Origin of the sequence: Streptomyces sp. SCSIO 75703 (assembly GCF_036607905.1) — a bacterium.
Classification (GTDB): domain Bacteria; phylum Actinomycetota; class Actinomycetes; order Streptomycetales; family Streptomycetaceae; genus Streptomyces.
The window spans coordinates 5,877,019-5,894,292 of the sequence record NZ_CP144555.1; the positions used below are offsets into that span (position 1 = coordinate 5,877,019).

Consider the following 17,274-nt stretch of genomic DNA (forward strand, 5'->3'; position numbering starts at 1 on the left):
GTCGGAGTGGAGCCTTGAGAATCCTGCACACATCCGACTGGCACCTCGGCCGGTCCTTCCACCGGGTGAACATGCTCGACGCCCAGGCCGCGTTCGTCGGGCACCTGGTGGCGACCGCGCGGGAGCGGGACGTCGACGCCGTGGTCGTCTCGGGCGACGTGTACGACCGGGCGGTGCCGCCGCTGGCCGCCGTCGAACTGTTCGACGACGCGCTGCACCGGCTCGCCGGCCTCGGCGTGCCCACGGTGATGATCTCCGGCAACCACGACTCCGCCCGCCGCCTCGGCGTCGGCTCCGGACTCCTCGACCGCGCCGGTGTCCACCTGCGCACCGACCCCGCCGGCTGCGGCACCCCCGTGATCCTGGAGGACGCGCACGGCCCCGTGGCCTTCTACGGCCTGCCCTACCTCGAACCCGCCCTCGTGCGCGCCGAGTTCGGTGTCGGGAATGCGGGGCACCAGGCCGTGCTCGGCGCCGCCATGGACCGGGTCCGCGCCGACCTCGCCGGCCGCCCCGCCGGCACCCGCTCCGTCGTCCTCGCCCACGCCTTCGTCACCGGCGGCGAACCGAGCGACAGCGAACGGGACATCACCGTCGGCGGAGTGGCCGCCGTGCCCCTCGGCGTCTTCACCGGCGTCGACTACGTCGCCCTCGGCCACCTGCACGGTTCCCAGGCCCTCACCGAACGCGTCCGCTACTCCGGCTCCCCGCTGCCCTACTCCTTCTCCGAGGCCGCCCACCGCAAGAGCATGTGGCTCGTCGACCTGGACGCCACCGGCACCGTCACCGCCGAGCGCGTCGACTGCCCGGTCCCGCGCCCGCTGGCCCGGCTGCGCGGCACCCTGGACGACCTCCTCGCCGACCCGCTACTGGCCCGGCACGAGGACGCCTGGGTCGAGGCGACCCTCACCGACGCGGTCCGGCCCGCCGACCCCATGGCCCGGCTCACCGCCCGTTTCCCGCACACCCTCAGCCTCGTCTTCGCCCCCGAACGCGACCCCGGCGACCCCGCCGACTCCTACGCCCGGCGGCTGGCCGGGCGCGACGACCAGCAGGTCGCCGAGGACTTCGTCGCCCATGTGCGCGGAGCCGGCCCCGACGAGCGCGAACAGCGGGTGCTGCGGGACGCCTTCGACGCCGTACGCGCCGACGAGACGCTGCGGGAGGTGGCCCCGTGAGGCTGCACCGGCTCGACCTGACCGCCTTCGGCCCCTTCGGCGGGACGCAGAGCGTCGACTTCGACGAACTGTCCGCCGCCGGGCTCTTCCTGCTGCACGGTCCGACCGGCGCCGGCAAGACCTCCGTCCTCGACGCCGTGTGCTACGCGCTGTACGGCTCCGTCCCCGGCGCCCGGCAGTCCGGCCAGGGCGCGACCCTGCGCAGCGACCACGCCGCCGCCGGTATCCGTACCGAGGTGCGCCTCGACCTCACCGTCGCCGGACGGCGGCTGGAGGTCACCCGGCAGCCGCCCTTCGAACGCCCCAAGCGGCGCGGCACCGGCACCACCGTCGACAAGGCCCAGAGCGGGCTGCGCGAGTACGACGCCGCGGCCGGTGCCTGGAAGGACCTGAGCCGTTCCCACCAGGAGATCGGCGAGGAGATCACCCAGCTCCTCGGCATGAGCCGCGAACAGTTCTGCCAGGTCGTCCTCCTGCCCCAGGGCGACTTCGCCCGGTTCCTGCGCGCCGACGCCGAGGCCCGCGGCAAACTGCTCGGCCGCCTCTTCGACACCCGGCGCTTCGCGGAGGTCGAGAAGCGTCTCGCGGACCGGCGCCGCGGTGCCGAGGCCCGGGTGCGGGAGGGTGACGCCGCGCTGCTGGCCGACGCCCACCGCATGCAGCAGGCCGCCGGCGACGTCATGGAGCTGCCCGAGGCGGCGCCGGGCGAACCGGGACTGGCCGAGGCGGTCCTCGGCGCCGCCGCCGTCGCCCGCAGCACCGCCCGCGAACAGCTCACCATCGCCGACCGGTGGCTCGCGGCGGCCGAGTCCGCGCACGCCGCCGCCGAACGCGACCTCGCCGACACGCGCGAACTGCACCGCCTCCAGCACCGGTACGCCGAGACACGCCGACGCGCCGCCCGGCTCGCCGAACGCGCCGACGCCCACCGCGAGGCGCAGGAACGCCGGGAGCGCGCCCGCCGCGCCGAGACCGTCGCCCCCGCGCTGGAACTGCGGGACGCCACCGACACCGAGCACCGGCGGGCCGCCACCGCCGAGACCCACGCGCGTGCCCGGCTCCCCCAGACCCTCGCGGACGCCGGCGCGGACGCGCTGGCCACCGCCGCCCGCCGCGCCGCCGAGGACCTGGGCGCCCTGGAGCCGGCCCGCCGCGCGGAACGGCGCCTGACCGCCCTCCTCGCCGAACGCGACACGCTCGACCGGCAGGACGGCTCCGACGAAGACCTCCGGCACGACGCCGAGAGCTGGCTCGACGACTGGGAACGGACCCGCGCCGGCCTCCAGGCCCGCGTCGACACCGCCCTGACGGCCGTGACCCAGGCCGAACAGCTCGCGGCCCTGCGCGAACCCGCCCAGCGCCGGCTGCGGGCCGCCCGGGACCGCGACCGGCTCACCGCCGACGCCGAAGAGGCCCGGCGGCGCTTGCTCACCGCCGCCGAAGAGGCCGCCACCGCCCGCGACCACTGGCTCGACCTCAAGGAACAGCGGCTCCGGGGCATCGCCGCCGAACTCGCCGCCCACCTCACCGAGGGCCGGCCCTGCGCGGTCTGCGGCGCCACCGAACATCCCGCCCCCGCCCGCAAGGACGCCGGGCACATCGACCGCGACGCCGAGGAACACGCCCTCGACGCGAGCCGACGGGCCGACGCCGCGCGCGCCGCCGCCGCACAGCACGAGGCCACCGTACGCACGGCCCTGGCCGCCGCGACCGAGGAGGCGGGGGACACCCCCACCGCCGAACTGGCCGAGCGCGCCGCCGCCCTGGAAGGCCGGCACGCGCGGGCCCGTGCCCTCGCCTCCGGGCTCCACGCCGCACAGGAGGAACTGCGCCGCGCCGAGGCGGAACGCGAACAGCGCGTCGAGGCCCGGCAGCAGGCCGCCGTCCGCGCCGCCGCCCGCGTCGGCACGCGCGACCGGCTGGAACGGGAACTCGCCACGCTGGAGGAGGAGCTGACGCGAGCCCGCGCCGGCGCCGACAGCGTGGCCGAGCGCGCCGGACGGCTGGAGCGCCGGGCCGCCCTGCTCACCGAGGCGGCCGACGCCGTCCGCATGGCGGAGGACACCGCCCGGCGGCTCAAGGACGCCGACGCCCGTCTCGCCGACGCCGCCTTCCGGGCCGGTTTCGACACGCCCGTCGAGGCCGCCGCCGCACTCCTCGACGACACCGCCCACCGCGAGCTGCAACGCCGCCTGGACGACTGGCAGCACGAGGAGGCCGCCGTCCGCGCCGCCCTCGCCGAACAGGACGCCGCCGACGCGGCCCGGCGGCCCGAAGCCGACCTCCCCGCCGCCGAACGCGCCGTCGCCGACGCGGCCCGGCGGCTGCGCGAGGCAGCCTCCGCGCGCGACGACGCCGCCCGTCGATGCGCCGAACTCGACCGGCTGTCCGCGCGCGCCACGGAAGCCGTCCGCCGGCTGGCCCCGCTCCGCGAGGAGTACACGCGCGTGGCCCGGCTCGCCGCCCTCGCCGCGGGCACCTCGGCGGACAACGAACGCCGGATGCGGCTGGAGTCGTACGTGCTCGCGGCCCGGCTGGAGCAGGTCGCCGCCGCCGCGACGGCCCGGTTGCGGCAGATGTCCTCCGGCCGCTACACCCTCGTCCACTCCGACGACCGGGCCGGCCGCGGGCGCAGCGGCCTCGGCCTGCACGTGGTCGACGCCTGGACCGGCCGCGAACGGGACACGGCGACGCTCTCCGGAGGCGAGACCTTCTTCGCCTCCCTGGCCCTCGCGCTCGGCCTCGCCGACGTGGTCACCGACGAGGCCGGCGGGGTGCGGCTGGACACCCTCTTCATCGACGAGGGCTTCGGCAGCCTCGACGAACAGACCCTCGACGAGGTCCTCGACGTCCTCGACTCGCTGCGCGAGCGGGACCGCAGCGTCGGCATCGTCAGCCACGTCGCCGACCTGCGGCGCCGCGTCCACGCCCAACTGGAGGTCGTCAAGGGCCGGTCGGGCTCGACGCTGCGGCAGCGGGGAGCGGACTGACGGTCACCCCGCCGGGCCGCCACACAGGAGGCGGTCGGGGCCGGGAGCCGTCGCCGGCCGGCGGCGCGGGCGACGGCACCCGTGCAGGCCGCGTCACAGGGCGCGAGACGCGGAGCCGGGCGTGGTGCGGTGGGCGGACGACGCGGCCGGCCCGGCGACGCCTGCGGCGGCCGCGACCCCCGTACGCGTCGGCCCGCACCCCGGCCGGTACGCCGTCCGCCCCCCCCGCGGCACGCCCCGGACCGGAGACCCGGCTCACCGTCGTCCACCTCGGACGGCCCGCCGACGGCCGGCACCGGGCCGGCACCGGGGCGCCCCGGGCGTCCCGGTGCCGGCGGCGGCCCGTCGGCCCCGCGCGTGGCCCGCCACGGACGGGGCGCGACGGGCCGCCGCGCGGGCCGGTTCAGAGGCGCGACAACTCGTCCACCAGGTCGTCCAGACCGAGGGAGCCCTGCGAGAGGGCCGCCATGTGCCACGCCTTGGGGTCGAAGGCGTCGCCGTGCCGCTCCCGCGCCTTCTCCCGGCCCAGCAGCCAGGCGCGCTCCCCGAGCTTGTAGCCGATCGCCTGCCCCGGGATCGTCAGGTAGCGGGTCAGCTCGCTCTCCACGAAGTCCGCCGGACGGCTGCTGTGCGCGCCGAAGAACTCCTGCGCCAGCTCCGGCGTCCACCGCTCGCCCGGGTGGAACGGCGAGTCCGCCGGGATCTCCAGCTCCAGGTGCATGCCGATGTCGACGATGACCCGCAGCGCCCGCATCATCTGCGCGTCCAGGTACCCGAGCCGCTGCTCCGCGTCCGTGAGGAACCCCAGTTCGTCCATGAGCCGCTCCGCGTACAGCGCCCAGCCCTCGGCGTTGGCGCTGACCATGCCGACCGACGCCTGGTAGCGGGAGAGGTCGCTCGCCACGTGCGCCCACTGGGCGAGCTGGAGGTGGTGGCCCGGCACGCCCTCGTGGTACCAGGTCGACACCAGGTCGTAGACCGGGAAGCGGGTCTGGCCCATCGTGGGCAGCCAGGTCCGGCCGGGCCGCGAGAAGTCCTCCGACGGAGGCGTGTAGTAGGGGGCCGCCGCACTGCCCGGCGGGGCGATGCGCGACTCCACCTTCCGGACCCGCTCGGCGAGTTCGAAGTGGGTGCCGTCCAGCGACTCGATCGCCTGGTCCATCAGGCCCTGGAGCCAGTCGCGGACCTCGTCGACCCCCTCGATGTGCCGCCCGTGCTCGTCCAGGTGCGCGAGCGCCACCCACGGCGTCCCGGCACCGGGCAGGACCTTCTCCGCCTCCTTCCGCATCTCCGCCAGGAGCCGGTGGTACTCGGCCCAGCCGTACGCGTACGCCTCGTCCAGGTCCAGGTCGGTGCCGTTGAAGTAGCGCGACCAGCGGGCGTAACGCTCCCGGCCCACCGTGTTCGGCGCGTCCTCGACCGCGGGCGCGTACACGTCCCGCATCCAGTCCCGCAGCTCCACCACGGCCGCGGTCGCGCCCCGCGCCGCCTCGTCCAGCTCCGCGCGCAGCGCCTCGGGGCCGGCCGCCGCGAAGTCCTCGAACCAGCCGCGCCCCTCCCCGGTGTCCGCCCACTCGCCGAGCTGTCCGACGAAGGTGGCGGTCGGCCGGGGCGCCGCGTACAGCCCGCGCTCCAGGCCCAGCGCGAGGGAGGCGCGGTAGCCCGCGAGCGCGTCCGGCACCGCGCGCAGCCGCTCGGCGATCCGCGCCCAGTCCTCGTCCGTGCCGGTCGGCGTCACCGTGAACACCTCCCGCACCGAGTGCGCGGCGGTGCCCATGTTGCCCACCGAACGCAGCCCCTCGTCGGCCTCGTGCACGGCGAGTTCGGCGGTCAGCCGCTCGCGCAGCAGCCGGGCGCAGCGGCGCTCCACGTCGCTGTCGCCGCCGGGCCGGCGCTCCGCCTCGTCGAGCCGGGCGAGGGTGGTCCGGGCCAGTTCCGCCAGGGCCTCCTGCCCCGCGGGGGAGAAGTCGGGCAGCCGTCCGGAACTCTCCTGCACGCCGAGGTAGGTACCGGTGACCGGGTCGAGGGCGATGAGGTCGTCGACATAGGCGTCGGCGACCTCGCGGGGCAGCGGGCTCTTCGTCTCTGACATGCGGACATCCTCGTACGGATAGCGGTGCCGCGTCAGCCCGCCGGGGACGGTCGCGGCGCCCCGGTGCCCGGATTTCGCTCAGGGCGTGGCGGGTGGCAGCAGCGGCCCGCACTCCCACTGCTGGAAGATCAGCCGTGTCTCCACCCGGGCCACCTCGCGCCGGGACGTGAACTCGTCCAGTACCAGCCGCTGGAGGTCCGCCATGTCCGCGACGGCGACGTGCACGAGGTAGTCGTCCGGTCCGGTCAGGTGGAAGACCGTCCGTGACTCCGGCAGCGCCCGGATGCGGTCGACGAACGGACCGACCAGTTCCCGCCGGTGCGGGCGCACCTGCACCGACAGCAGCGCCTGGAGCCCGCGCCCCAGCCTCGCCGGGTCCAGCTCCAGCCGGTGGCCGAGGATCACCCCTGCCCGCCGCAGCCGGGTCACCCGGTCCAGGCACGTCGACGGGGCGACCCCCACCTGCGCGGCGAGGTCCCGGTAGGTGGTCCGGGCGTCGTTCTGCAACAGCCGCAGCAGATGGAGATCGACCGGATCGAGTACGACGGAATCGGCCATCGGCCGAACGTAGCACGGCATGCCGCCTCGGCGGCCCGGCCGCTGTTCACCCTTCGGCCATGGACACTGCGCGCACGCCCACGCCATCCGCCGACGACGTACGCTCCACCGCGCCCCGGGGCCGGGCCCTGGCCACCGAGGCGGTGCACGCCGGCCGCGACGACCTCGCCGGCCGGGGACTGCACGCCCCGCCCATCGACCTGTCGACGACGTACCCCTCGTACGACAGCCGCGGCGAGGCCGCCCGCATCGACGCCTTCGCCGCCACCGGCGCCGACCCCGACGGCCCGCCCGTCTACGGGCGGCTCGGCAACCCGACCGTCGCCCGCTTCGAGACCGCCCTCGCCCGGCTGGAGGGCACCGAGTCCGCGGTCGCCTTCGCCAGCGGCATGGCCGCGCTCAGCGCCGTCCTGCTCGCCCGCGCCGCCTCGGGACTGCGCCACGTCGTCGCCGTACGCCCCCTGTACGGGTGCAGCGACCACCTGCTGACCGCCGGCGTGCTCGGCACGGAGGTCACCTGGACCGACCCGGCCGGCATCGCCGACGCGCTGCGCCCGGACACCGGTCTGGTGCTGGTGGAGACCCCGGCCAACCCCACTCTCGCCGAGGTCGACCTGCGGGCCGTCGCCCACGCCTGCGGCTCGGTGCCGCTGCTCGTGGACAACACCTTCGCCACGCCGGTCCTCCAGCGCCCCGCCGAACACGGCGCCCGGATCGTGCTGCACAGCGCCACCAAGTACCTCGGCGGGCACGGGGACGTGCTGGCCGGGGTCGTCGCCTGCGACGAGGAGTTCGCCGGGGCCCTGCGGCAGGTGCGCTTCGCCACGGGCGGCGTGCTCCACCCGCTCGCCGGCTACCTGTTGTTGCGCGGGCTGTCCACCCTGCCGGTCCGGGTGCGCGCCGCCTCCGCCAACGCCGCCGGCCTCGCCCGGCGCCTCGCCGCCGACCCGCGCGTGGCCCGCGTCCACTACCCGCGGCTCGGCGGCGCGATGGTCTCCTTCGAGGTCCACGGCGACCCGCACGAGGTGATCTCCCGGGTCCGCCTGATCACCCCGGCGGTCAGCCTGGGCAGCGTCGACACGCTCATCCAGCACCCCGCCTCCATCAGCCACCGCATCGTGGACGCCGACGACCGGCGCGGCGCCGGGGTGAGCGACCGGCTGCTGCGGCTGTCGGTGGGCCTGGAGGACGCCGACGACCTGTGGGCCGACCTGGACGCGGCGCTCGGGGAGCCGGCGTCGGCCGACGGTGGCGCCGGGGTCGCGGAGGCCGAGGGGGCTGCCGGGGCCGGCGGGCCCGGCGGGGCCGTCGATGTTGTCGAGGCGCGGCCGGTGGCGGCCGGGTGAGGTGATCCCGGTCAGTCCCGGCCCACCCGTTCCCCGTACGGGAGGCGCGGCGGAGCCGGGACCGCGTCGAGGCGGGCGGTGAGGACGAGGGTGCCCTCCTCGACCCGGTAGTCGAGGGGGAGGCCCAGCCCGCGCATGGCGGCGACCATCCCCGTGTTGGAGGCCCGCGTCACGGCGTACACGCTCGCGCAGCCCGCCTCGACGGCCATCTCGACCAGCCGGGCCAGCAGGGCGCGGCCGATGCCGCGCCGCTGCCACTCGTCCTCGACGAGCAGCGCGACCTCCGTCTCGTCCCCGTCCCACAGCAGATGGCCGAGGGCGACGATCCGCCCCGGGCCCGTGCGCGCGGCGACGCTGCGGCCGTGGTGCGGACCGAGCAGGTGGCGCAGGTACCGGTCGGCGTCCCCGGCGGGGCCGTGGTAGCGCAGCCCGAGGGTCCGCGCCGAGCAGCGCCCGTGCATCGCCTTCGCCGCGTCGAGGTCCTGGGCGCCGGCCCGGCCCAGGGTGGCACCGCTCCGGGGCAGGGCCGTCGCCTCCCGGCCGGCCGGAGCCCGGGGGCCGAGCCGGGCGTCCAGCGCGACCAGGGCCCTGGCCCGCGCGAACTCGGCCGGGGTGAACGGCGGATGCGGCCGTTCCACCCTGATCACCCCGCCGTCCGGGGCGCGCAGCCGCAGCACCGTCTCCCCGAACTCGCCCTCCTCGGGGACGTCCGGTTCCCCCGACACGGGGGCGGGCCGGGTCCGGATGCCGCACCGGCCGATCAACTGGCGCAGCGCCAGCGGGAGTTCGGTGGAGTCCAGCGCCGTGCGGGCCGCGAGGCCGAGGACCCGGGCCGGGGTGTCCACCAGGTCGTGCGCGTCGGCCCGCTCGGTCCAGGTGTCACTTCCGCCCGCCACCGACGCCACCCGGGCCAGCCCGGCCCCCGACAGCGTCCCGGGGGCCCGGAGCAGGAACTCGTCCACCGTGCCCTCGGCCAGGGGGTGCGTCTGGAGGCTCAGGATGTCCACTCCTCGGTCGGCGAGCGCCGCGCACAGCGCGGCCAGCGATCCCGGTGTGTCCCGCACGGTCGTCCGCATCCGCCACAGGACGCCGCCGCCGGCGCCGGCGCCGTCCGCGCTTCCGTGCCGGGCGCCCGTGTGGGCGGGCGCGGTGTCGGCCGTGGCGTGGGCGGACGCGGTGGTGCCGGTCGCCGGGCGGGCGGGGAGCGGTTCGGTGCGGTCAACGGTACGGCTGCCCGGCCCGGAGCGGGCGCCGCCGGTGTCCGCCCCGCCCGTGCCGTCCGTGGGCCGTGCGGACCGGCGGCGCCGGGCCCGCCGGGCGGAGCACGCCGCCGTGGCGAGGAGCGCGAGCACCGAGGCGACGAGCATGACCGGGACACCGGGGCCGTACTCGACCGCGTGAGTCACGACGTCCGTCACCACAGTCATGTCTGGGCTCATGCCTCCACGGTGGACGAACCGTGTTGCCTGATCGAGAACGCCCTGTGACCGATGGGTTAATCGCCCATCCGCGGCCTTTGCCGACCATGTCGGCGGTATGAGTGCCCGGTGGCCCGGTGGCCCGGTGGCCCGGTGGCCCGGTGGCCCGGTGGCCCGGTGGCCCGGTGGCCGCGGCGCCGGCCCTCACACGGCGGCCACCTCCTCGGCCCGCGCCCCGCCCGCCGGTGCCCCGTCCGTCAGCGCGTGGCGCAGCCGCCGGGCCTGGGTGACCAGCCGGGACGCGCCGCGCCGGTCCGCCGCCCGCGCCAGGTGGGGCAGGTCGCCGCGGGCCCCCGTCCGCTCGGCGCACTCGGCGGCCACGGCCAGCAGGTCCCCGAGACCACGGGCCGGCACCGACGCGTCGAGGTCCGCCAGCAGGCCGGGCAGCGCCCGGCGCAGCACGAGCCACACGGTGCGGTGCGCCCCGGTCGCCGCGGCCGTCCGCAGCGCGTCGGCCGCCCGCAGGGGCTTGACGGCCCCGGACCGCACCAGTTCCCCGAGGTCCGCCCCCAGCCGCGCGTGGTCGAGGCCGCCGCGCGCCGCGAGCACCAGCAGGGCGTCGACGCCGGCGAGGCGGTCCTCGGCGTGCCGCGCCCCGAGCCCGTACGCCAGGCACAGGTGCACGGACTCGCCCGCCGCGCCTTCCGCCTCCACGAGACGGGGGAGTATCGAGCAGGGGCCCCGCTCGTCGTCCACGGCGGCCATGGACAGATCGCGCAGCATGCGCGCCGCGACCAGCTCGGGCTGCTCGGGAAGCAGGCCGAGCCAGTGCTGACGGGCCCCGCTGTACCAGTGGTAGCAGTAGCCGCGGGCCAGGCTCGCGCCGAGCGGGGCGCGCAGCAGGCTCAGTGGTTCGGGGAGATTGTCGGGCAGTCCCGTGGCCGCCTCCGTCTCGACCAGGACGCGGGTGTCGTGGGTGAGGCGGGTGACCCGCGGCAGGGGCCCCTCGGGCGCGGTCAGCCAGGCCGCGAGGCGCGTGCCCTCCTCGGTGCCCAGCGCCGCCGCGCGCTCCGCCGCCGCTCCGGCCGCCGTACGGTCGGCGCGGCGCACCCGCAACAGGGCCTGACCGAAGTCGACGGGGGCGATCCGCGTGCCGAGGCGGCGGCAGGTCTCCAGCCGGTCCACCAGCTCGCCGGGCTCCAGCACTCCGGTGCCCCAGGACGGCGTGGCGAGCAGCAACGGCAGCGGGTCGTCGATCAGCCGCCGGGCGATCTCCTCGAGCCGAGCCTCGAAGGGCCGGGCCAGGGAGCCGTGCGGGCAGGCGGTGTCCGGGGACGGCTGGCGCCGGATGCGCGCCGCGCCGGTCAGGGTCGCCAGCAGGAGGTCGAACCCACCGCCCGAGTCGAGCGGGACGTGGCGTCGTTCGAAGGAGGAGGCCACCTCGTGCCGGTCCCGGAACCGCCGGGGGCCGGCCCACCAACGGCGGCTGATCACCGGTTCGAGCGCGCTCAGCAACTCCTCCCGGTCCCGGTGCGCGTGCCGGACGAGGCCGTCCAGCGCGCGTTCGAAGGTGGCGACGTCCCCGCCGGACGCCAGCAGCGCGCCGATCTCCTCGGCCAGCTCGACCGCGGACCCGGGCGCCGGGGCCAGGCGGACCGGCCGGGGGACGGGAGGCAGCACCTCCGTGTGCCCGGCCGGCTCCTGGGCCGCGGGCGTCACCCCCAGGGCGCGGGCCGCGCGGGTGCGCAGGGCCGGGACCAACCCCCCTGCGGCCTCGGCGAGACCGGCCCGCAGCTCCGGGGCGGCGGCCTCGCCGAGGTGCCGCTCGACCAGCTTGAGCGCCCGCTCCTGGAGGTCGGAGTCCTCGTGCCCGAAGACCTGGGCGACGGCCGGCAGCACCTCCCCGGCCGCCGCCGGGTCCCGGGTCAGCACCTTGCCGAGCAGCACGAGCTGCGCCCGCACGAGTTTGCGTTCCGGACGGAACAGCACCGCCTCCGTCAGCTCCGTCAGGTGACGCGGCGACACCTCGCCGTCCAGGGCGAGGGCGCCCAGCACCGCCTGGGCGTGCGCGGCGACCGGTGCCGGCCCGTCCGAGGCCAGGGCCAGCCAGTCGGAGATCCGCCCGCGCTCCTCCTCCCGGGTGAGCGCCAGCTCCCGCAGCAGGCGCAGGAAGACCCGCTGGTCGACGAGGTTCCCCCCGCGCAGCAGCCGGGCCACGCAGGCGTCGACCGTCGCCGCCCGGTCGAGCGTGCCGTCGGCGACCAGCCGGTACAGCGACCCGATCCAGGTGTCGGGGCCGTCGCCGGACGGCCAGTCCAGCCAGGAACCGAGGCCGTCGGTCCGGAAGAGCGCGGCCACCAGCTCCCTCAGCCGTGGCTCCGCGCGGAGCCGGTCGAGGAGCGTGTCGTCGCGCCGGCCGGCACGGTTCACCGAGTCGACCCAGGCCCGCACGTACGCGTCCGTCGTCGGTATCGGGGCGCCGGAGAGCCGTGCCAGCCCGGACATCAGCTCGTAGGGGACCCGTGCCGTGAAGGGCCGTGCGGCGAGCCGCCGCACCACGTCGGCGAGCCAGCGGGGCTCCCGGTCGCCCAGGATGTCGATCAGTACCGCGGGCCGCGCCTGCGACCAGCGCATGTCGCTCGCCGCGAGCCAGCTCGACACGGCGACCGCGCCCGTCTGGCAGGCGGCGCCCGCCGCGTGCAGCGCCGGATGGGCCCGGCGCACCTCCGCCGACCAGCGGGCCGCCCTCAGCTCCCCGCGCAGCTCCTTCAACGCGGGGAACAACGCCCGGCGTTCGGGGTCGGTCATGCCGTCGAGCAGGCGCACCACCTCCGTCGTCCGGCCGGCCCGCACCGCGTCCAGCACGGCCGCGGCCACCGGGGCCGGAGCGGCCGTCGTGGGCGTCGCCTTCGCCGCCGTCGTCATCACGCGTTCTCCCCGGTCCCGATCGCCGTCTTCCGTGCCGCGGCACCACGCCGCGCCATCCGCACCGCCAGCGCGTGCTTGCAGGGGCCGCGCCCGCCCCGGTACGTGGCCCACCACAGGCAACTGCACGTCAGCACCCCGCCGGCCTCGCGCACCCGGTGCACGTGGCCGTCCTCGGCGGTCACCGTCCCCACCGCGCCGTCCAGCGTGACCGCGCCCGCCGCCACCAGGGCCTGGGCCGAGCGCAGCCGGGGGTTGTGCCGCTCCACGCGCCCCGCGTCGTACGGCAGCTCCCGGTGGAAGTAGGCCGCCTCCGCCGGGTCGTAACCGACCCGCCCCGAGGTGCCCAGGCGGACCAGCGCGGCGCGCACCCGCTCGGCGCGCAGGCCCGAGGCGGTGGCGAGGTCGGCGATGTCGATGCGGGGCTCCCAGGCGAGGAGCACCGAGACCAGCTCGGCGTCGTCGGCGGCCTCGTCGGTGGCGAGGGCGTCGAGCACCCCGCCCTCGCCGGAGAAACCGCGCGAGGCGTCCGGGGACACGGTGAGCGTCAGTCGCATCCCCGGCAGGACCAGCTCCCATGCGGAGGCGGTGGCCGCCGAGCCCGGCGTCGTACGGGGCCCGTAGACCCGCAGGGACGTCGCGTGACGCAGGGCGCGGCGCAGGGCGACCAGCCGCTCGGGGCCGGGCAGGCAGACCGCGCCGGGCACGGCCCGGGTGGTCGGCCGCAGGGTGCGTCCGGACGGCACCACCCACCGCGGGGCCGCCGCGGTGCTCTTGCCGCCGCCCGGCAGCGAGCGCAGGAAGCGGACCGCCTCGGCGGCGTCCAGCTCGGCCCGGAGATCGAAGCCGGCCGCGATCACCTGGGCCTCGGCGAAACCGCGCAGCCACCGGTCCGGCAACGGCACCTTCTTCTCCACGACGGGCCCGTCCAGGGTGGTGACGGCCAGCTCCTCCGGGCCGACCCGCAGGTGCAGGGGATCGTCGGCGCCTATGCGCGACAGGGCCTCGCGCAGTGGGTCGTTGACGTCGACGTTGGTCGTGCCGTGTCCCACCTCGCCGCCGTCGAGGCCCGCCTCCAGCACGTCCAGGCGGGCGTACACCCCGCCGCAGCCGGAGAAGGACTCGAAGCGGAGCCGGTCGCCGTTGCCCGTCACCACCGGGTCCAGTGAGGCGCGCAACTGCGGCTGGTAGTAGCGGGCGGCGGCCACGTCGGCCACCGCGAGCAGCGCCGCCGACGCCTTCTGGGGCGATGTCAGGAAACCCGCGAAGAACCGGGGATGGTCCACCGTCCCGGACGGGGTCGCCCCCTGGGAGGTCTCCAGTCCCAGGCGCTGTCCGCCCGCGGAGGAATCCAGCACGGAGGGTCGTCGATAGGCCACGGCCTGCACAGATCGCGTCATGGGAAAACCGTAGGGACGACCACTGACAACGTGCTCCCACCTGCGGAAACCTCCCTGTGGGAGGAGAGGTTGGCAGGTGCCGGGAGCGGACGGGGCGTCACCGCGACGGCGGGGAGGGGCGATCCGGCCCGAGCCGCCCACCCGGCACGCGTCGAGTGGAGCAGCGGATGGCCGTGAGGGGACGTGGAGGGAAACGCGTCGACGCGGACTGGCGCCGATCGGCACGGACTGACGTCGATCGGCGCGGACCGAAGCGGATCGGCACGGTCCGTGGCGGGTCGGCACGGTCCGTGGCGTCGACGCGCGCCCCCAGCGCGCCGCCCCGCCCCGACACCCTCCCTGCGCCCGCGCCCCGCCTACAGCCCGCCCGCTCCGGCCGCCGCCGGCCGCGCCCCGGCGGCGCCCGTGTCCCCGCCCGCCCGGCTGCCGTCCAGCACCACGCGGGTGACCAGCGCCGGGTCGTCGCTCATCGGGACGTGGCCGCAGCCGCGCAGCCGCACCAGCCGCGCCCGCGGGATCAGGTGCTTCGCCCGCACCCCCTGTCGCGGCAGCAGCAGCCGGTCCCGGTCGCCCCACGCGACGGTGACCGGGATGCCCGGCAGGACGCCGGTGAAGCGGACGTCCCGCCCCGAGCGCAGCGTCTGCGCGAAGCCCTCGGCACCGGCCAGCGCCAACGTCTCGGCGACCACCGCCTCCGGCGCGCGCTGCCCGGGACGGGCGTAGATCGTGCTGGTCAGGGCGGTGCGCCCGGGGGCCGTGCGGGACAGCCGCTCGACCAGGGGCAACGGCATGCTCCGTGCGGCGTACCGCATCCCGCGCAGCACGCCGAAGGCGTAGCGCCGCTCGGCGGGCGACCAGAAACCGGCCGGGGACAGGGCCGTCACCGACCGGGCGAGTCCGGCGCCCCCCAGCTCCAGGGCGAGCAGGCCGCCGAGCGAGTTGCCCGCCACGTGCGGCCGGGCCACGCCGGCGGCCTCGCAGAAGGCGCCGAGCACGGCGGTGACCGTCGGCAGGTCGTAGTCGAGCCCGTGGGGCAGGGCGGGGGAGTCCCCGCAGCCGGGGAGGTCGACGGAGATCACCTCGCGCTCCGAGGCGAGGGCCCCGGCGACCGGGTCCCAGGCCTGCCGGTGGTGTCCGATGCCGTGCAGCAGCAGGAGGGGTTCGCCGGAGCCCACGCGCGTGTGGGAGAGCGTGACGGGACGCGGACCGTGGGCGCTGGGGACGGTGAAGGAGAGCGTGGCGGACATGGGACTCCTCGCCGGGGACGCGCGGACGGCGACCTCGCGGCGGCGGGCCGCGGGGACAGGTCGCAGAGACAGACTGTCAGCAAGGGCTACCGGCGGGTAGTCCCGAGGGCTTCCTTTCCGGCCCGTCCCGAACGGCCCGTCGCGCGAAGGCGGTTCCGCCTGGACACGACCGGGGCGGTTCCGCTGGGATGGGAGCGTGACCACCGACACCGCGACCGACGTCTTCGAAGAGCACCGCCCCGTCCTCCTGGGTGTCGCCTACCGCATGCTGGGCCGTCTGGCCGACGCGGAGGACGTGGTCCAGGACGCCTGGCTGCGCTGGTCCGCGAGCGACCGCGACGACGTCCGCGAACCGCGTGCCTACCTGGTGCGCGTCACCACCCGCCTCGCCATCGACCGGCTGCGCCAGGTCAGGGCCCGCGGTGAGACCTACGTCGGCCCCTGGCTGCCCGAGCCGTACGTCACCGACCTCGCGGCCACCGAGCCGGACGCGGCCGAACGCGCCGTGCTCGCCGACTCCGTCTCCCTCGCCGTCCTCGTCGTCCTGGAGTCGCTGTCGCCGCTGGAGCGGGCGGTCTTCGTGCTCCGGGAGGCGTTCGGCTACCCGTACGCCGAGATCGCCTCGATGCTGGAGCGGACCGAGGCCGCGGTGCGTCAGCTCGCCGGGCGGGCCCGCCGGCACGTGGACGAACGCCGGCCACGGTACGACGTGGACCCCGAGCAGCGCCGGGACCTCACCGAACGGTTCCTCGCCGCGGCGGGTGGCGGCGACCTCGCCGGCCTGCTGGCCCTGCTCGCGCCGGACGCGCGCCTGGTGGGCGACGGCGGCGGCAAGCGGCGGGCTCCGGTGCGCGCGCTGGAGAGCGCCGACAAGGTGGGCCGGTTCCTGATCGGCGTGGCGGGCCGGGGCACCTGGGACACGATCCGCCACCTGGAGATCAACGGCGGCCCCGCCGTGCTGGTGCTCGCCGGCGGGCGGCCCGACAGCGTTGTCCAACTGGACGTCGCCGAGGGACGCGTCCAGGCCGTCTACATCATCCGCAACCCGGACAAGCTTCGCTTCCTGCCCGCCGGCTGACCCGTGCGGCCCCGCCGCGCCCCGCTCCGTACGGCGGCCCCGGGGGCCCGCGGTCACGTGCGAGAGGGGCGCGCGAACACCGTGTGAACACTGGGGCGCCGCGCCCCCGTCCGGCCCGTACGGGATCGAGGATTGGTCTTGACCAAGGATGTGGGCCGTCTTATCGTCACTGATAACTGAAACAACCTTTCATAAACAAGGGCGCCAAACAGCAGCCGTACCACGGCGATTGCGGAGGACAGGGTGGGGACCACGCAGGTCGACTCGCTGCCGGAACCTAAGTACTGGCACCTCAGGACGGTGCTGACCGAAGCGCTGGACTCGGAGTTCGCGGTGGGCGAGATCCTGCCCAACGAGCGGGACCTCGCCGCGCGGTTCGGCGTCGCCCGCGCCACGCTCCGCCAGGCCCTGGAACAGCTCGAACTGGAAGGGCGGCTCCAGCGGCGGCGCGGGGTGGGCACCACGGTCGCCCCGCCCCGGATGGGCGTCGCCGTCGGCACCAGCCGGCACACCTGGCCCGGGACGCCCGACGACGCCTGGGACCCGGCCGACTGCGTGCGGGAGACCCCGCCGGCGAGCGTGGCCGACGCGCTCGGCATCCGCCCCGGCGACGTCGTGTACACCGTGCGCCGCTCCCGTGTGACCGACGGACAGCCGGTCGCCGCCGAGTCGCTCTACATCCTGCCCTCCTCGGTGCCCGGCCTCTCGGACGTCGACGCCCCGTCCGGTCCCGCCCGCGCGCGTGCCGTGCTGCGCGAACTCCAGCGCCTGGAACTGGAGCGGCAGGAGAGCGACGTCGAGCTGGGCTCGGCCCGCGCCGAGCACGCCAAGGCGCTGGACCGCCTGCCCGGAGCCCCCGTTCTCGTGGTCACCACCCGGTACCGGGCCGACGGCCGGACCACCGCGCTCTCCGTCGCCACCTACCGCGCGGACACCTGCCGGCTGACCTTCGGCGACCTCGGCGACGTGGAGATCCACCACCAGGCGGCCCACCCGCGGGCGTCCTGACCCCTCGGCACCCTCCCGGTGCCCCCGCGGCGCC

General features: G+C 76.7%; 11 protein-coding genes. 5 read left to right on the plus strand and 6 right to left on the minus strand.

The window, feature by feature from the left end; translation table 11 throughout:
- Positions 1 to 14 precede the first annotated feature (14 nt).
- Both VM636_RS25945 and VM636_RS25950 read left to right on the plus strand, forming a co-directional pair.
- Positions 15 to 1,178 (plus strand): exonuclease SbcCD subunit D, encoded by a 1,164-nt coding sequence (locus VM636_RS25945; RefSeq protein ID WP_030418630.1) that lies wholly within the window; start codon positions 15 to 17, stop codon positions 1,176 to 1,178.
- A complete protein-coding gene (locus tag VM636_RS25950) occupies positions 1,175 to 4,168 on the plus strand; it encodes an SMC family ATPase (RefSeq protein ID WP_053914098.1) in 2,994 nt (997 codons plus the stop codon). The genes VM636_RS25945 and VM636_RS25950 overlap by 4 nt, the downstream gene beginning before the upstream one ends.
- 403 nt (positions 4,169 to 4,571) lie before the next feature.
- On the opposite strand, the gene VM636_RS25955 is transcribed toward VM636_RS25950, so the two are convergent.
- Together VM636_RS25955 and VM636_RS25960 are read right to left on the minus strand one after the other, a co-directional pair.
- Entirely contained in the window at positions 4,572 to 6,260 is a 1,689-nt protein-coding gene (locus tag VM636_RS25955) for a DUF885 domain-containing protein (protein WP_030418628.1), read from the minus strand.
- A gap of 78 nt (positions 6,261 to 6,338) precedes the next feature.
- Complete coding sequence (locus VM636_RS25960; protein WP_030418627.1) at positions 6,339 to 6,818, minus strand: Lrp/AsnC family transcriptional regulator; 480 nt, start codon at positions 6,816 to 6,818, stop codon at positions 6,339 to 6,341.
- Between the two features lie 59 nt (positions 6,819 to 6,877).
- Here VM636_RS25960 and VM636_RS25965 point away from each other — a divergent pair, with 59 nt between their 5' ends.
- Positions 6,878 to 8,164, plus strand: a complete 1,287-nt coding sequence (locus VM636_RS25965; RefSeq protein WP_078855722.1) for a PLP-dependent transferase — start codon at positions 6,878 to 6,880, stop codon at positions 8,162 to 8,164.
- Between the two features lie 11 nt (positions 8,165 to 8,175).
- Here VM636_RS25965 and VM636_RS25970 read toward each other — a convergent pair whose 3' ends face one another.
- The 4 genes from VM636_RS25970 to VM636_RS25985 all read right to left on the minus strand — a co-directional run bounded on the left by VM636_RS25970 (position 8,176) and on the right by VM636_RS25985 (position 15,154).
- Positions 8,176 to 9,591 (minus strand): GNAT family N-acetyltransferase, encoded by a 1,416-nt coding sequence (locus VM636_RS25970; RefSeq protein ID WP_053914097.1) that lies wholly within the window; start codon positions 9,589 to 9,591, stop codon positions 8,176 to 8,178.
- A 195-nt stretch (positions 9,592 to 9,786) separates the two neighbouring features.
- On the minus strand, positions 9,787 to 12,507 hold the full coding sequence (locus VM636_RS25975) for a DUF6493 family protein (protein WP_053914096.1): 2,721 nt from the start codon (positions 12,505 to 12,507) through the stop codon (positions 9,787 to 9,789).
- On the minus strand, positions 12,507 to 13,907 hold the full coding sequence (locus tag VM636_RS25980) for an SWIM zinc finger family protein (protein ID WP_053914095.1): 1,401 nt from the start codon (positions 13,905 to 13,907) through the stop codon (positions 12,507 to 12,509). Before VM636_RS25980 ends, VM636_RS25975 begins: the two co-directional genes overlap by 1 nt.
- Before the next feature lie 356 nt (positions 13,908 to 14,263).
- Positions 14,264 to 15,154 (minus strand): alpha/beta fold hydrolase, encoded by an 891-nt coding sequence (locus VM636_RS25985; RefSeq protein ID WP_053914094.1) that lies wholly within the window; start codon positions 15,152 to 15,154, stop codon positions 14,264 to 14,266.
- A 196-nt stretch (positions 15,155 to 15,350) separates the two neighbouring features.
- On the opposite strand from VM636_RS25985, the gene VM636_RS25990 reads away from it, so the two are divergent.
- Together VM636_RS25990 and VM636_RS25995 are read left to right on the plus strand one after the other, a co-directional pair.
- Positions 15,351 to 16,232, plus strand: coding sequence for an RNA polymerase sigma-70 factor (locus tag VM636_RS25990; RefSeq protein WP_030418622.1), 882 nt, complete (start codon positions 15,351 to 15,353; stop codon positions 16,230 to 16,232).
- A 243-nt stretch (positions 16,233 to 16,475) separates the two neighbouring features.
- Positions 16,476 to 17,240, plus strand: a complete 765-nt coding sequence (locus VM636_RS25995; RefSeq protein WP_030418621.1) for a GntR family transcriptional regulator — start codon at positions 16,476 to 16,478, stop codon at positions 17,238 to 17,240.
- Positions 17,241 to 17,274 lie beyond the last annotated feature (34 nt).

Bases quoted from the DNA above. Each gene is read 5' to 3' on its own strand.
- VM636_RS25955 (WP_030418628.1), bottom strand. From the start codon at position 6,260: ATGTCAGAGACGAAGAGCCCGCTGCCCCGCGAGGTCGCCGACGCCTAT.
- VM636_RS25970 (WP_053914097.1), bottom strand. From the start codon at position 9,591: ATGACTGTGGTGACGGACGTCGTGACTCACGCGGTCGAGTACGGCCCC.
- VM636_RS25965 (WP_078855722.1), top strand. From the start codon at position 6,878: ATGGACACTGCGCGCACGCCCACGCCATCCGCCGACGACGTACGCTCC.
- VM636_RS25975 (WP_053914096.1), bottom strand. From the start codon at position 12,507: ATGACGACGGCGGCGAAGGCGACGCCCACGACGGCCGCTCCGGCCCCG.
- VM636_RS25960 (WP_030418627.1), bottom strand. From the start codon at position 6,818: ATGGCCGATTCCGTCGTACTCGATCCGGTCGATCTCCATCTGCTGCGG.
- VM636_RS25985 (WP_053914094.1), bottom strand. From the start codon at position 15,154: ATGTCCGCCACGCTCTCCTTCACCGTCCCCAGCGCCCACGGTCCGCGT.
- VM636_RS25980 (WP_053914095.1), bottom strand. From the start codon at position 13,907: ATGACGCGATCTGTGCAGGCCGTGGCCTATCGACGACCCTCCGTGCTG.